Below are 15,915 nucleotides of genomic sequence, written 5' to 3' on the forward strand. Positions count from 1 at the left end.
AGAAGGAAGAAAATGAATTTTTTACGGGGATTTAGGGATAATTAGGAAAAAGTAAAAATTGTATCCAATAAATAAAAAATATTGGATACTGGTGCTATATTTCAGATAGAAATTCTATAGGACTAGCTTAAATATATGGGAGTAAGCTTAACTAATTATCAGCTTTTTAGGACTAGCTTAAATATATGGGAGTAAGCTTAACTAATTATCAGCTTTTTTTTGGTGCAATTCTCCGCCAACAGCATTTCGCTATGGGCTAAAAATTCAAGGCTGGGAAATTTCCTATAGTACATCTTGAGAAGCTGATTGCTCATAACTCAATGGTTATAACTACTCAAAGACTCTCAACAAATATAAAATTTGGTAGTCTTTAAAAACTTGGCGGATATAACATTAAATCTCCGGGTATACAAAGTAGGATTATGCCATCACCCCCCATATTTAATAAAGGCTATAATTTGAAAAAATACTCTTTCATAATTGTGATATTTGGAAAAATATCCCCCACTAAATTAATAAATTCTGACTCCCGACTTCTGAACTCTTTTTTCAAAAATTCTTTCTCAACAAGTCATCAACAAAAAAACTATAAATTATAGAGAACTAACATGATCAAAGAAATATTTATGCCTGCCCTTAGTTCTACCATGACCGAGGGTAAAATTGTTTCTTGGCAAAAAACTTCCGGTGATTGGGTAGAAAAGGGCGAAACAGTTGTGGTGGTTGAATCAGACAAAGCAGATATGGATGTGGAATCCTTCTTTTCTGGATATTTGGCCACAATTATTGTGGAAGCAGGAGATGTCGCTCCAGTTGGATCTACTATTGGTTTGTTAGCTGAAACAGAGGCAGAAATTGAGCAGGCAAAGCAACAAGGTGTGACTACTCTAAACAAAGAACCTGCTAATACTTCTAGCTCCACAACTCCTGTGGCCACAGCTCCTATTTCTACAGCCACAGAAAACCAAGAAAATTCTAGTCGTCGTAATGGACGAATTATTGCTTCCCCTCGTGCCCGGAAGTTGGCCAAAGATTTGAAGGTCGATTTGAGTACCCTCAAAGGTAATGGTCCTCATGGTCGTATTGTGGCAGAGGATGTGGAAATGGCGGCGGGTCGTATACCTGCTGTGGTAGCTGCATCAGCAAAGAGTACTATTCCTACTACTCCAACTCAAGTATCTATTCCTGCTCCACCACCACCACCATCTGTAGTGTCTGCTCCAGTAACTCCTGGTCAAGTTGTGCCAATGAATAGTCTGCAAAATGCAGTGGTGCGGAATATGAATGTAAGTTTATCTGTACCGACTTTCCATGTTGGTTATACTATAACTACAGATAATTTGGATAGGTTGTACAAACAAATTAAGTCTAAGGGTGTGACTATGACTGCTATTTTGGCAAAAGCAGTGGCAATAACCTTACAAAAACATCCTTTGTTGAATGCTGTTTATGTGGATCAGGGTATTCAGTATCCCTCTGGGATTAATATTGCAGTGGCAGTAGCAATGCCAGATGGTGGTTTGATTACACCAGTATTGCCAAATGCTGACAAAATGGATATTTATTCTTTGTCTCGTACTTGGAAAGGTTTGGTAGATAGGGCGCGGGCAAAACAATTACAAGCAAATGAATACAGCACTGGTACCTTTACTATTTCTAATTTGGGAATGTTTGGGGTAAATAGGTTTGATGCTATTTTACCACCTGCTCAAGGTTCGATTTTGGCGATCGGCGCATCTCAACCCCAGGTAGTGGCCACTGATGATGGGATGATTGGGGTTAAGCGACAAATGGAGGTGAATATTACTTGTGACCATCGGATTATTTATGGTGCTGATGCTGCTGCTTTCTTGCAAGATTTGGCGAATTTGATTGAAAATAATTCACAGTCTTTGACTATGTAGTTCAGTAGTAGGGTAGCTATCAGTTTTTAGTCACTATTGGTAGCGTTATAGGGTTTGTAGTTTGAAATTCAAAAGCTACTAATCATATTACAACCCAATGCGCTGCCTTTAGTTAAGGGTGCTGGCGCCCTTGACACTATAAGTAACGGAATTTGGTGTATATCAAGCTAACCACCAATATTGCTAATTAACTTCTCTCAGTGCCGATCACCAAGGCGACATATTTAGTAAGAGCTAAACTAAAATTTTCTTCTCAACATTGGAAGATACCTCTAATATAGACAACTTTCTACTGTGGGTTATTAACAAACGTTAGCACTCATAGTATTGGCAATTTTATAAGAGCAAGACAAGAACAAAAATGTATGAGTTTGTATTCTTTTTGTTCCTACTTCCTTGTCTACTTCCTCTCCCCTCCTCCCCTAGTTATCTTGTCTTAACTTATTCAACTTACTGTTCTGGGGATAGAGTGATGGGGTGATCTGGAAAATTTTTCAAGCTTTTTCCTACCTCCTCTATTCCCAGTTCTTGATGACCACTCAAAAATTTGCTCAGGGTTAACTATAGGAATTTAATAAGTTTGACCTTTTTAGATAAAATAGGATTTTCGCCTTATAACTTACACTTCAAAACCCAAAAACCAAGTTCAGTAATGATTTAAGCTTTGGGTGATTAAAAACACTAGGAATTTTTGCTCTGTTTAGGTTAGAGCAATTTTTTTTCCCTGTTTAGGAACAACTCTAATTATACCAACTCTAATAATTTTTACCTACACATGATTAGACTATTTATTTATTAGGAGTCAGGAGTAAAATGAGAATAGCTTCAGTACCATTTTTCAGATGAGAAATTATTTTTTTGTGTGAAAGGAAATCTTCTGTAAAGTCTTTTAATCACACTTATATTATTTAAACATATTCTTTTTTATCCCTTGGTCTTAAATATTTATTGTGATACTATTATAGTACGTCTAGTTTATTACAGAAGTTCAACCTGAAATAGACTTTAATGCTAGTACATTTGGGAAACTATATAATGTACTTTAGCTACCTTTAGTTTCTAGGAACTTTCAGCCTGTTCTTGAACATAAGTTGCTTAAAAATTAAGTCTAAAGACCTATTATTATTTTTCGTCCTCATGCCAAATTTTCTCGATCAGCCTAGTTTATGGGTAAGTCCTAATACTTTTTAATTTCAGGAAAAATCTACTATGAAAGCAGTTGTAATGATATCACCTGGGACACCAGAAGTTTTGCAAGTACAGCAGGTTGCTGATCCTGTAATTGAAAATGATAGAGAAGTCTTAATCCGTTTAAAAGCTGCCGGAGTCAATCCTATTGATACCAAATTAAGGACTCGTGGCACTCTTTACCCAGATAAAATGCCAGCTATTTTAGGATGTGATGGAGCGGGTATTGTGGAAGCTATTGGTAAAAATGTACAAAAGTTTCAAGTGGGAGATGAAGTTTATTTTTGTAATAGTGGTATCGGAGCTGCTCCAGGAAATTATGCAGAATTGGCTGTTGTTGATGAAAGATTTGTCGAGAACAAACCGAGTTCTTTAAGCTTTGTTGAAGCTGCTGCTGCACCCTTAGTTTTAATTACTGCCTGGGAATCTTTGTATGATCGAGGAAAGTTACAAGCTGGTAGAAAAGTCTTGATTCATGGTGGTGCTGGTGGTGTTGGTCATGTGGCTATACAGTTGGCAAAGTTACAGGGTGCTGAAGTTGCTACTACTATTAGTTCAAAAGAAAAATCAGATTTTGTTAAAAGTTTGGGAACAGATTTAGCAATTTTTAAGAATGAAGATTTTGTGAAAGTTGTTTTAGATTGGACTAATGGGGAAGGGGTAGATTTGGCTTTCGATACTATTGGTGGTAAGGTTTTCTATGATACTATTCCGGCAGTAAAAGTTTATGGAGATTTAGTAACAATTTTAGAGCCTGATACTAGCTTAGGAAATTTGAAAGTTGCTAGGCAAAGAAATCTGCGAATTGGGTTGGAATTAATGTTAACTCCAATGACGAAAGGACTGATGGAAGCTCAAGAAGACCAAGCTAAAATTTTGCAGCAATGTAGACGGTTATTTGACCAAGGAAAGCTGAAGATTCATGTGAATAGAACTTTTGCTCTAGACGACGCCATAGAAGCACATCGAATTTTGGAAGCAGGGTCTATGCTTGGTAAGATTGTTTTGACTATTTAATTTTGAATAGGTAGGGATTTTCCATGGAACGGAACTAAATCTTAGGGTTCAAAGACATAAGATATCTTTGCTCTTAGTCTATAATTCTTAAAAATATTAAGTAGTTAAACAAAATTAATTACATAATTTTTTCGTAATGCAATGAGACAAAAGTTTTCCAGTTGACATAAGCATCTATTCCTAGCTATTCATTTTGAGTAAAACGCCACCAAATTTATCTCAAATTCAACGGTGAAGAATAGGTAGGCAATTCAAAGATAGTAATTTGCAAAATTGAGCACTCTTCAAGTTAATCAAAAATCCCATCACTGTTATGAATAGATAATTGCTCTCAAACAATTTCTGTGGGTTGGTTTATATTAGGAAAAAGTTACCTATATAAAAAATAATTACATCAGAATTAATTTTTGCAGTTGAAACATAACTTTCTCTGATTATTTGGGGAAGAGATTCATCATTCTATTAACATTCAGATCGGTTTATATCTATATGGGGAATTTAAGTATTTCCGGGATACTGCCAGACACTGAGAATCCTAGTAATCATACTAAACCATACTTCATCTAAGTAATATAAATTAATTTTTTCCCCAAAAAACTATAATTTTAAATTCTTCTGTTTTATTAGCTTGTTTTATTTATCTTCTTCACCCATGAGGTTGTATTTCTAAAGCTTTACCCTGATGATTCACTCATCATTCTGAAACTTTTAATAATTCTTGCTAGAGTTTTTTTAAGGTCACAATTCTCCAGATTGATACAGTAGTACATCATTAGTTGTTTGTGTAAGTAATTTTGTTTAGTTACTTACTAAACTTTAGTTAGAGATTAGTTAATAAATATATAGCTATTCTATTTTTACATTGTCAAAAATCTAGCAGCTTTTTGGGAATCATGAAGATATAATAGTTTCGGAGTTTATTTCTAGTGTTTTTTATTTTGACAACCTGGGGAATTAGATTACTATAATATCTTGATAATATATCAGTTTCAGTAGTGGCTTACTTCAAGAAAAGTACTAAAAAATGACAAAATTAATATTGGCTCTCTTGGAATTTTTCCTGGATTTTCCCTGACCTGAGTGGAACAAATATAGAAAAATTAATGTGCTGCAACTATTGTTTATTGGTTCTTCGCCGATCCCGGATCTTAACTAATACCAAACCCGGGTCTAATAGCAGGGTTGTTCCATGACCTAATCCCTGACAGTATTTACCTCTGATGTGTGATGTATATTTAACAGCTCTGAAGAAACCTGCTCCACATAGAGTTTTACTATTCATCTCTTCTACTTATAATGTTGATCCCATAATGTATTTACCAACGGCTGTAACTTAAAAAAAATACTCTCTTACTCTTGGCAGGTTTTGTATCATTTGAGAATTCTATATCAGTTTCGGGAACATAGTAAATTATAAATTTAGGGACGTTCTACAGGAGAAATGAAAAAAATATTTGTATAATTTATGAATTATATTAGCAATCAATATAATATTTAGGAATAACTAAAGTTAATAACCAATATAATTTGTACTTAAAAGTGTTTTTATCTACATTTTTTTCTACAGCTGTAGGTTGTTTCATTACTTGTAATAACGAATTTAAAGCATAATTTTCAGATGAGTTTACTTGCTGATCAAAAAGAGCAATATTGATTGCTAAAGGCAGAGCAATAGCAGCTACATCTGGCTCTAATTCTTCAACTAATAAATCAATAGACTGAGGAACTCTAACTGCAGAACGAATTCCTTGCAATATATTTTCATTTAATCCTAACTGCTGTAAACTAGGATATATTTCGTCCCATTTAACTTTCTGATTGGGTTCTCCTGCTTGAATAACGTAAGCTATCAACCTTTCCAGTTTTCCTTGTTGCTTGGTTGTCATATTTTGGATAGGTTCAGTTTTAGTTAACTCTTGAGAATCATTTTGATTTTTTTCTTGTTTTATACCACTGACAATTTTTTCCCAATCTTGACCATCACAAGATTCGGGTTTTTCCACAGTTAAAGAAATAGTTATTTTTTTGTCTTGACTAGCATCTAGCTCAGTTACCTCTGCTCTGACTCCCAAAAAACCTAGCCATTTCGCAATTGTATGAATTAATGTTAGACGGGTTGAGTGACAGTTTGCTAATAACCGAACCTGGGTCCGAACCATAGGACGAACTATTTGTGTCAGCATTAAAATCCACTTACTATCTTAGCTAAAAGTTTACTTTTTTTATAGTATAGTCAAGGCTTTGGTGATAAATAGCAATTTTAGCTACAGATTTTTTTGACTATTGCCTTCAAATTTAGAAATGATGTACTCTATCTCAATTAAATCCATTGGTCTGAAGTTTAATCCACAAAATGCGCATTTACCTTTTTGTGGTTTCAACAGTGTTGTGACTTCTTTCCTTATGCTCGGGTTTTTGCCAATTCTGCTACTTCAGTCAACCTAGTTACTATCATGGAGTGATTTATTACTTTTAACTTTGACATACCTGATAATAAGTACCTCTAAGTGTTGACTTAATATTATGTTTGTCTTGGTTAAATATCCAGTTTTGGGTTTATTTCACATTGGGAAAATGCTTTTTCCAGACCGGGGTGTCTGTTTTGTTTGAGTGTTTCCTACTTACCCATAAAGCTAGTCTTTGACCTAAGAGGTTATCCAGTTTACTAAACACTTTTTTGTCAAATTGCATATATTGACAAGAATTGTGCACCTTGGTTATCAATTTATATTTGAATGGTATCTTAAAGAGGTTTTCTGGTTCCCTTATGCTTTTTTTACGACTTTGAAAATGGTTGAATCAGGGTTTTAAACCCTTGTTTGCTTGACTTAACCTAACCTTGCCTGACTGTAAAATCTAAAAAATTAAATCCATATTCTGATGAGTCAAATTCAGGATGATTCTCTTTATATTCTTCAGTGGGTATGGCCTATTCTGTTTTTTCCGATTTAAGTTCTAATTCTATGCAGCTTAACCATTACCGTCTCAAGGCTTTTGTTACATTACTACTTTGATATCCTTGTGTAATATTTGGGGTATTTATAGTTCAGATATTTTAATTCATAATTTAACTTTAGTTAATATATAGTCAAATATCATAATTGATTCATATTTTTTTTTAAGTATCAATTTATTTGTATCAAACTATACTTTAAATATAAAAAAAAACTTTTTCTACAAAAAGTACACAAAAAACACTTGTAATCTAAAAACGGTGATAAAAATTTAATTAGAGAACTTAATACTCACAAAAGTAAAAAACTATGGGACAGCAAAAATTTGGTGTTATCGGTCTAGCTGTAATGGGTGAAAACCTAGCTCTCAATGTAGAACGCAACGGATTCCCCATTTCTGTATATAACCGCAGTGACGATAAAACTAAGAAATTTATGGCAGAACGGGCACAAGGAAAAAACGTCCACGCTGCTTATAGTTTAGAAGATTTTGTTCAATCCCTAGAAAGACCCCGCAGAATCCTAGTAATGGTAAAAGCAGGAAATCCAGTCGATAAGGTTGTTGAACAACTTAAACCTCTGTTAGATAAAGGTGACATGATCATTGACGGTGGTAACTCTCTCTATGAAGATACAGAACGCCGTACTAAGGATTTAGAATCCACTGGATTAGGTTTCATGGGAATGGGAGTTAGTGGTGGAGAAGAAGGTGCCTTATGGGGTCCTAGTTTAATGCCGGGTGGTACAGAGGCTTCTTACAAAGAATTAGAAGCTATTTTAACTAAAATAGCTGCTCAAGTTGATGATGGTCCTTGTGTCGACTACGTTGGTCCTGGAGGTGCTGGTCACTATGTGAAAATGGTACACAACGGCATTGAGTATGGCGATATGCAGTTAATTGCTGAAGCTTATGACTTGCTGAAAAATGCTGTAGGAGTTAGCAACGAACAACTCCATGAAATTTTTGCTGAGTGGAATAAAACTCCAGAGTTGGAATCTTTCTTAATTGAAATTACAGCTGATATCTTTACTAAGAAAGATACTGAGACTAGCAATCATTTAGTTGACATGATTGTTGATTCTGCTGGACAGAAGGGTACAGGCAGATGGACGGTGATTAATGCTTTAGAATTGGGTGTTGCTGTTCCTACTATTACGGCGGCTGTTAATGCTCGTATCATGTCTGGTATTAAGGAGGAGCGTGTTGGTGCTGCTAAGGAATTAACTGGTCCGAGTGGTCAGTATGAAGGTGATAAGCAAGCTATGATTAATAAGGTGCGGGATGCCTTGTATTGTTCTAAGATTTGTTCTTATGCTCAAGGTATGGCTTTGTTGGCTCAGGCGTCTCGACAGTTTGATTATAAGCTGAATTTGGGTGAGTGTGCGCGAATTTGGAAAGGTGGTTGTATTATTCGGGCTGGGTTTTTGAATAAGATTAAGAAGGCTTTTGATGAAAATCCTGCTCTACCTAATTTATTGTTAGCTCCAGAGTTTAAGCAGACTATTCTTGATCGCCAGAATGCTTGGCGGGAAGTTGTTGCTTTAGCTGGTAAGTTAGGACTGCCTGTTCCTGCTTTTAGTGCTTCTCTAGATTATTTTGATAGTTATCGTCGGGTAACTTTGCCTCAAAACTTGACTCAGGCTCAACGGGATTATTTCGGCGCTCACACTTATGAGCGTATTGATAAGTCTCGTGGTCAGTTCTTCCATACTGAGTGGCCTACTAAGTAATTTAGGACTACCCGCAAACCGAAACTAGAAACCTGGTTTTTCAGAGATGTCTATTGTTAAAACATAAGATTTTTTGTGAAAACTGGGTTTCTTTGGGTAATATCATGTCCGTTGGTATTGGAAGGTGTCAAAGCCGGGGAGATATCTACTATATTTAAGGTTTTTTTCTCTTAATGCTTTTTCCTTTCCTTTGCACTGAGAATACTGATGCTGCTAACGGACATGATTAAAGTCCGATAATTATTTCTGTTTAAAGGTTAGGCGATCGCTCTTTGGTTAAATAGTGGCGATCGTCTTGAGCAATAACTAATTAGACTGATTTTGAGTAGCTTGTTCCCCTTGCTCAAGGGTTAATTCTAACTGTCGTGCTATCTCTTTTTCTGTTAACCTTGTTTCTTAGAATATAGGCACTCCTTGTAAAATTTTTCCAGGGTTGGAGATTGAACAATGAGTTGAAAATAAATATCAGGCATCTCTAAAAAAAATACTCTGTAAAATATTTTGTCTGTTTTCATCTAAAAATATTTTTGTAAAACTTTTAATTAAATCACGGTGAATAACTAGCTATTAAGGTTTGAAGGTAATTTTAATTTTGTGAAAAATTTGTCGATTATTGAGAGTTTTAAACGTCGACAAAAAATTTACTTATTGGTTAGTTATTAATTGATGAATTTAAGTTATTAGTCGTCAAAAAAATTACTTATCAGAATATTTACTGGTATACTATCTTCTTCAGTTTAAGTAGGATAGAAAAAAGAGTAGATCATTTGTTTTTTTCCAGACTTACTTAACTAACTGAAAAAAACAAAGATTGATCTAAAAAATATTTCTAGGGAAGCAATTGTGGATCCTATATCTGAAGAATTAAACAACTTTAGACAAGGTTTTACTTTTACAGGTACAGGCGAAGTGTTAGCCGAGGTAGATAAATTCGGTGATGAGCTGCGATTTTCTAGTGGTCTTGAATTAAGTCCAGCTAGCGAGGAACTAAAAATTGAAAATATAGATACATCTAATGCTGATGAAAATTTCTTGTTGCCCAAGAGTAATTTGGGAAATTTAGATTTAAATATAGAGGACTCAGAAGATAGGACTTTAAAGACTGAAACAGACCCACTGATAGGACAAGACAATGATCCCGTTCAAGAAGTCGACTCTTTAATTAGTGGGACATCTGATCGGGTAAACAATATACAAACTAGGGCTGCTAAAAAGCGGGATAAAGCAGGTAATAGTCGAGGAAAAGCCCACAACTTAGGAGTTTTAGAGGATGATCAAAAGTTACAGGAGTTTGTCGGTAAGTCTGACCGGAAGGACTTTTATAAGTTTAAGGTTAAGAACAAGACGGATATAGATATTGAGTTGGGCGGCCTCAGTGGAAATGCGGATTTGTATTTGCTGAATAATAGGGGGAAAGTTATTGAGAAGTCTAATAAGGGTGGTAAAAGGGCAGAGGATATTGAGCGGACTTTGAACCCAGGGACTTATTATGTGAGGGTGCAGTCAAAAGGTAGAGCAAATGCTAATTACAACTTGAGTTTGGATAGTGAGTTGTCAGATCTGGCGGGTAATAGTTTGAAGAGAGCTCACAACTTGGGAGTGTTGAAGGATGATCAAAAGTTCCAGGAGTTTGTCGGTAAGTCTGACCGAAAGGATATTTATAAATTTAAGGTTAAAGACAAGACGGATGTAGATATTGAGTTAGGCGGCCTCAGTGGAAATGCGGATTTGTATTTGCTGAATAATAGGGGGAAAGTTATTGAGAAGTCTACTAAGGGTGGCAAAAGGGTAGAGGACGTTGACCGGACTTTAAACCCAGGGACTTATTATGTAAGGGTTCAGTCGAGGAATAAGAGGGTTAATGCTGATTATAGTTTGAGTTTAGATACAAAGAGCCCACATTTGCATATTCACGAACCTATAATTATAAACGCCATCGACACTGCTGCAGATCAACCCGGTACATTAGATGACTCTTCAACAATTGATTTGATGGTTGTTTACACTTCAGAAGCTCGCCGAGCGGAGGGGGGTATAGATGCTATCAAAGATCTAATTGAGTTTGCTGTTGATGACGCCAATGAAGCCTTTGCTAAAAGCGGAGTTCAATCCCAGTTACGGCTAGTCCATACAGCAGAGGTTAACTATACCGAGTCGGGTAAAAGTATTAAGGAACTTGAACGGCTAAAAAACGATTCAGACGGCTATATGGATGAAGTTCACGAACTTCGTAATGATTATGGTGCTGACATTGTAAGTTTATTTGTCAGCAGTCTTGACGATGCTGGTGGTATAGCTTATCCAATGGGCACGCCAGCGTATCAATTTGAAAGTCACGCTTTCAACGTTGTCACCAATTATAATGCCAAAACTCGTCACACTCTTGCTCATGAAATAGGACATAATCTAGGATTAGCCCATGATCGCGATAATGCTGAAGGTCAAGGTTCTTTTCCTTACGGCTATGGTTACACTACTCCCAGTGGCGCGGGAACCATAATGTCTTATGCTAGGAACAGACTTCCATACTTCTCTAACCCTGCTATTAGCTACAATGGTGAAGCACTTGGTCAAACCAACCGTGAGAACTCTGCTTTAGCTATTAACAAAGTGGCTCAATATGCTGCTAACTGGCGACCTTCTGGTGGTACAATTAAATCCCAAGACTCTATCACTCTCAACTCCCCCAACGGAGGTAATACCTTAGAACAGGGTTCTAATTATACTATTACTTGGAATGACAATATTAGCGAAAACATCAAACTGGAACTATACAAAGGAGGTTCTTTCTACAGTACCATTAACAGTTCTACTACCAGCGATGGCAGTTACAGTTGGAGCATACCCACATCCATAACCAGTGGCAGCGACTACAAGTTAAAAATTAGTAGTGTTAGTGATAGTAGCTTGTACGACTACAGCGATAGCAACTTCACTATTGAACCAGAAGAGTTCATCACGCTCACAGCTCCCAACGGAGGTAACAGTCTAGAACCAGGGAGAAGCTACTACATCGACTGGGAGGATAATATAAGCGAGAATGTGAAACTAGAACTGTACAAAGGAGGTTCTTTCTACAGTACTATTAATAGCTCTACCTCCAGTGATGGTCGTTACAATATCTGGACAGTACCCACATCCATAACCAGTGGCAGCGACTACAAGATTAAAATCAGTAGCGTTAGTGATAGTGGCTTGTACGACTACAGCGATAGCAACTTCACTATTGAACCAGAGGAGTTCATCACGGTCACAGCTCCCAACGGAGGTAACAGTCTAGAACCAGGAATAAGCTACTACCTTGACTGGGAGGATAATATAGGCGAGAATGTCAAAATAGAACTGTACAAAGGAGGTTCTTTCTACAGTACCATTGACAGCTCTACCTCCAGTGATGGTCGTCACATCTGGGGAGTACCCACATCCATAACCAGTGGCAGCGACTACAAGATTAAAATCACTAGTGTTAGTGATAGTGGCTTGTACGACTACAGCGATAGCAACTTCACTATTGAACCAGAAGAGTTCATCACGCTCACATCTCCCAACGGAGGTAACAGTCTAGAACCAGGGAGAAGCTACTACATCGACTGGGAGGATAATATAAGCGAGAATGTGAAACTAGAACTGTACAAAGGAGGTTCTTTCTACAGTACTATTAATAGCTCTACCTCCAGTGATGGTCGTTACAATATCTGGACAGTACCCACATCCATAAGCAGTGGCAGCGACTACAAGATTAAAATCAGTAGCGTTAGTGATAGTAGCTTGTACGACTACAGCGATAGCAACTTCACTATTGAACCAGAAGAGTTCATCACGCTCACAGCTCCCAACGGAGGTAACAGTCTAGAACCAGGGAGAAGCTACTACATCGACTGGGAGGATAATATAAGCGAGAATGTGAAACTAGAACTGTACAAAGGAGGTTCTTTCTACAGTACTATTAATAGCTCTACCTCCAGTGATGGTCGTTACAATATCTGGACAGTACCCACATCCATAACCAGTGGCAGCGACTACAAGATTAAAATCAGTAGCGTTAGTGATAGTGGCTTGTACGACTACAGCGATAGCAACTTCACTATTGAACCAGAAGAGTTCATCACGCTCACAGCTCCCAACGGAGGTAACAGTCTAGAACCAGGGAGAAGCTACTACATCGACTGGGAGGATAATATAAGCGAGAATGTGAAACTAGAACTGTACAAAGGAGGTTCTTTCTACAGTACTATTAATAGCTCTACCTCCAGTGATGGTCGTTACAATATCTGGACAGTACCCACATCCATAACCAGTGGCAGCGACTACAAGATTAAAATCAGTAGCGTTAGTGATAGTGGCTTGTACGACTACAGCGATAGCAACTTCACTATTGAACCAGAAGAGTTCATCACGCTCACAGCTCCCAACGGAGGTAACAGTCTAGAACCAGGGAGAAGCTACTACATCGACTGGGAGGATAATATAAGCGAGAATGTGAAACTAGAACTGTACAAAGGAGGTTCTTTCTACAGTACTATTAATAGCTCTACCTCCAGTGATGGTCGTTACAATATCTGGACAGTACCCACATCCATAACCAGTGGCAGCGACTACAAGATTAAAATCAGTAGCGTTAGTGATAGTGGCTTGTACGACTACAGCGATAGCAACTTCACTATTGAACCAGAAGAGTTCATCACGCTCACATCTCCCAACGGAGGTAACAGTCTAGAACCAGGGAGAAGCTACTACATCGACTGGGAGGATAATATAAGCGAGAATGTGAAACTAGAACTGTACAAAGGAGGTTCTTTCTACAGTACTATTAATAGCTCTACCTCCAGTGATGGTCGTTACAATATCTGGACAGTACCCACATCCATAACCAGTGGCAGCGACTACAAGATTAAAATCAGTAGCGTTAGTGATAGTGGCTTGTACGACTACAGCGATAGCAACTTCACTATTGAACCAGAAGAGTTCATCACGCTCACAGCTCCCAACGGAGGTAACAGTCTAGAACCAGGGAGAAGCTACTACATCGACTGGGAGGATAATATAAGCGAGAATGTGAAACTAGAACTGTACAAAGGAGGTTCTTTCTACAGTACTATTAATAGCTCTACCTCCAGTGATGGTCGTTACAATATCTGGACAGTACCCACATCCATAACCAGTGGCAGCGACTACAAGATTAAAATCAGTAGCGTTAGTGATAGTGGCTTGTACGACTACAGCGATAGCAACTTCACTATTGAACCAGAAGAGTTCATCACGCTCACAGCTCCCAACGGAGGTAACAGTCTAGAACCAGGGAGAAGCTACTACATCGACTGGGAGGATAATATAAGCGAGAATGTGAAACTAGAACTGTACAAAGGAGGTTCTTTCTACAGTACTATTAATAGCTCTACCTCCAGTGATGGTCGTTACAATATCTGGACAGTACCCACATCCATAACCAGTGGCAGCGACTACAAGATTAAAATCAGTAGCGTTAGTGATAGTGGCTTGTACGACTACAGCGATAGCAACTTCACTATTGAACCAGAAGAGTTCATCACGCTCACAGCTCCCAACGGAGGTAACAGTCTAGAACCAGGGAGAAGCTACTACATCGACTGGGAGGATAATATAAGCGAGAATGTGAAACTAGAACTGTACAAAGGAGGTTCTTTCTACAGTACTATTAATAGCTCTACCTCCAGTGATGGTCGTTACAATATCTGGACAGTACCCACATCCATAACCAGTGGCAGCGACTACAAGATTAAAATCAGTAGCGTTAGTGATAGTGGCTTGTACGACTACAGCGATAGCAACTTCACTATTGAACCAGAGGAGTTCATCACGGTCACAGCTCCCAACGGAGGTAACAGTCTAGAACCAGGAATAAGCTACTACCTTGACTGGGAGGATAATATAGGCGAGAATGTCAAAATAGAACTGTACAAAGGAGGTTCTTTCTACAGTACCATTGACAGCTCTACCTCCAGTGATGGTCGTCACATCTGGGGAGTACCCACATCCATAACCAGTGGCAGCGACTACAAGATTAAAATCAGTAGCGTTAGTGATAGTGGCTTGTACGACTACAGCGATAGCAACTTCACTATTGAACCAGAGGAGTTCATCACGGTCACAGCTCCCAACGGAGGTAACAGTCTAGAACCAGGAATAAGCTACTACCTTGACTGGGAGGATAATATAGGCGAGAATGTCAAAATAGAACTGTACAAAGGAGGTTCTTTCTACAGTACCATTGACAGCTCTACCTCCAGTGATGGTCGTCACATCTGGGGAGTACCCACATCCATAACCAGTGGCAGCGACTACAAGATTAAAATCAGTAGCGTTAGTGATAGTGGCTTGTACGACTACAGCGATAGCAACTTCACTATTGAACCAGAGGAGTTCATCACGGTCACAGCTCCCAACGGAGGTAACAGTCTAGAACCAGGAATAAGCTACTACCTTGACTGGGAGGATAATATAGGCGAGAATGTGAAACTAGAACTGTACAAAGGAGGTTCTTTCTACAGTACCATTAACAGTTCTACCTCCAGTGATGGTCGTTACACCTGGCTAGTACCCACATCCATAACCAGTGGCAGCGACTACAAGATTAAAATCACTAGTGTTAGTGATAGTGGCTTGTACGACTACAGCGATAGCAACTTCACTATTGAAGCAGATGATTCAAACTCTGATAAATACTACTTTACCTACTTTTATGATCTAGGCGACTCCTATGATGGTTTCTTGTACGAAAAAGCAGGAAGATATTCTTTAGATGATTCATTATACAGCAGTAATGGTCGCTACCAGATATGGGATATTGAGAGTGGCGTGGGTAGTAAAAATGATATTGGCGATGTTTACGTTTATAGCTACTACGATGAGAATTATACTGGTGAAACTTACGAACCATCCTGGTGGACTTGGGGACTTACGGCAGGTGAAAATGGCTTAGGTAGTGAGTCTGACACAATATCGGGTTTCTATGGTGAAGAATATTTTGACCCCTATAATGAAGCTGACGGTTAAATTTAGAGATTAATTTGTCTTGTGCTCAATTCAGAGTAACATTATTCGGCGTTGTTGATGGGCGACTATGATTTTTTTAGCAGGGGTCA

The 15,915-nt window shown here is 37.9% G+C and carries 5 protein-coding genes; 4 read left to right on the top strand and 1 reads right to left on the bottom strand.

Annotated features, from left to right (window positions below; all coding sequences use genetic code 11):
- The first annotated feature begins 608 nt into the window (after positions 1-608).
- Both TERY_RS08585 and TERY_RS08590 read left to right on the top strand, forming a co-directional pair.
- Positions 609-1,904 (top strand): 2-oxo acid dehydrogenase subunit E2, encoded by a 1,296-nt coding sequence (locus TERY_RS08585; RefSeq protein WP_011611462.1) that lies wholly within the window; start codon positions 609-611, stop codon positions 1,902-1,904.
- Between the two features lie 1,209 nt (positions 1,905-3,113).
- Complete coding sequence (locus TERY_RS08590; RefSeq protein WP_011611463.1) at positions 3,114-4,109, top strand: zinc-binding dehydrogenase; 996 nt, start codon at positions 3,114-3,116, stop codon at positions 4,107-4,109.
- Positions 4,110-5,584: 1,475 nt separating this feature from the next.
- Here the strand turns inward: TERY_RS08590 and TERY_RS08595 are convergent.
- Positions 5,585-6,292 carry a hypothetical protein gene (locus TERY_RS08595; RefSeq protein WP_011611464.1) on the bottom strand — a complete coding sequence of 236 codons (708 nt, stop codon included), beginning with the start codon at positions 6,290-6,292 and terminating at the stop codon, positions 5,585-5,587.
- A 1,080-nt stretch (positions 6,293-7,372) separates the two neighbouring features.
- Between TERY_RS08595 and gnd the strand changes: the two genes are divergently transcribed.
- Together gnd and TERY_RS08605 are read left to right on the top strand one after the other, a co-directional pair.
- On the top strand, positions 7,373-8,794 hold the full coding sequence (gene gnd / locus TERY_RS08600; RefSeq protein WP_011611465.1) for a decarboxylating NADP(+)-dependent phosphogluconate dehydrogenase: 1,422 nt from the start codon (positions 7,373-7,375) through the stop codon (positions 8,792-8,794).
- 843 nt (positions 8,795-9,637) lie between these two features.
- Positions 9,638-15,826, top strand: coding sequence for a Ser-Thr-rich GPI-anchored membrane family protein (locus TERY_RS08605; RefSeq protein WP_011611466.1), 6,189 nt, complete (start codon positions 9,638-9,640; stop codon positions 15,824-15,826).
- Positions 15,827-15,915 lie beyond the last annotated feature (89 nt).

The sequence above is a fragment of the Trichodesmium erythraeum IMS101 genome (genome assembly GCF_000014265.1).
In the GTDB taxonomy this organism is placed as follows: domain Bacteria; phylum Cyanobacteriota; class Cyanobacteriia; order Cyanobacteriales; family Microcoleaceae; genus Trichodesmium; species Trichodesmium erythraeum.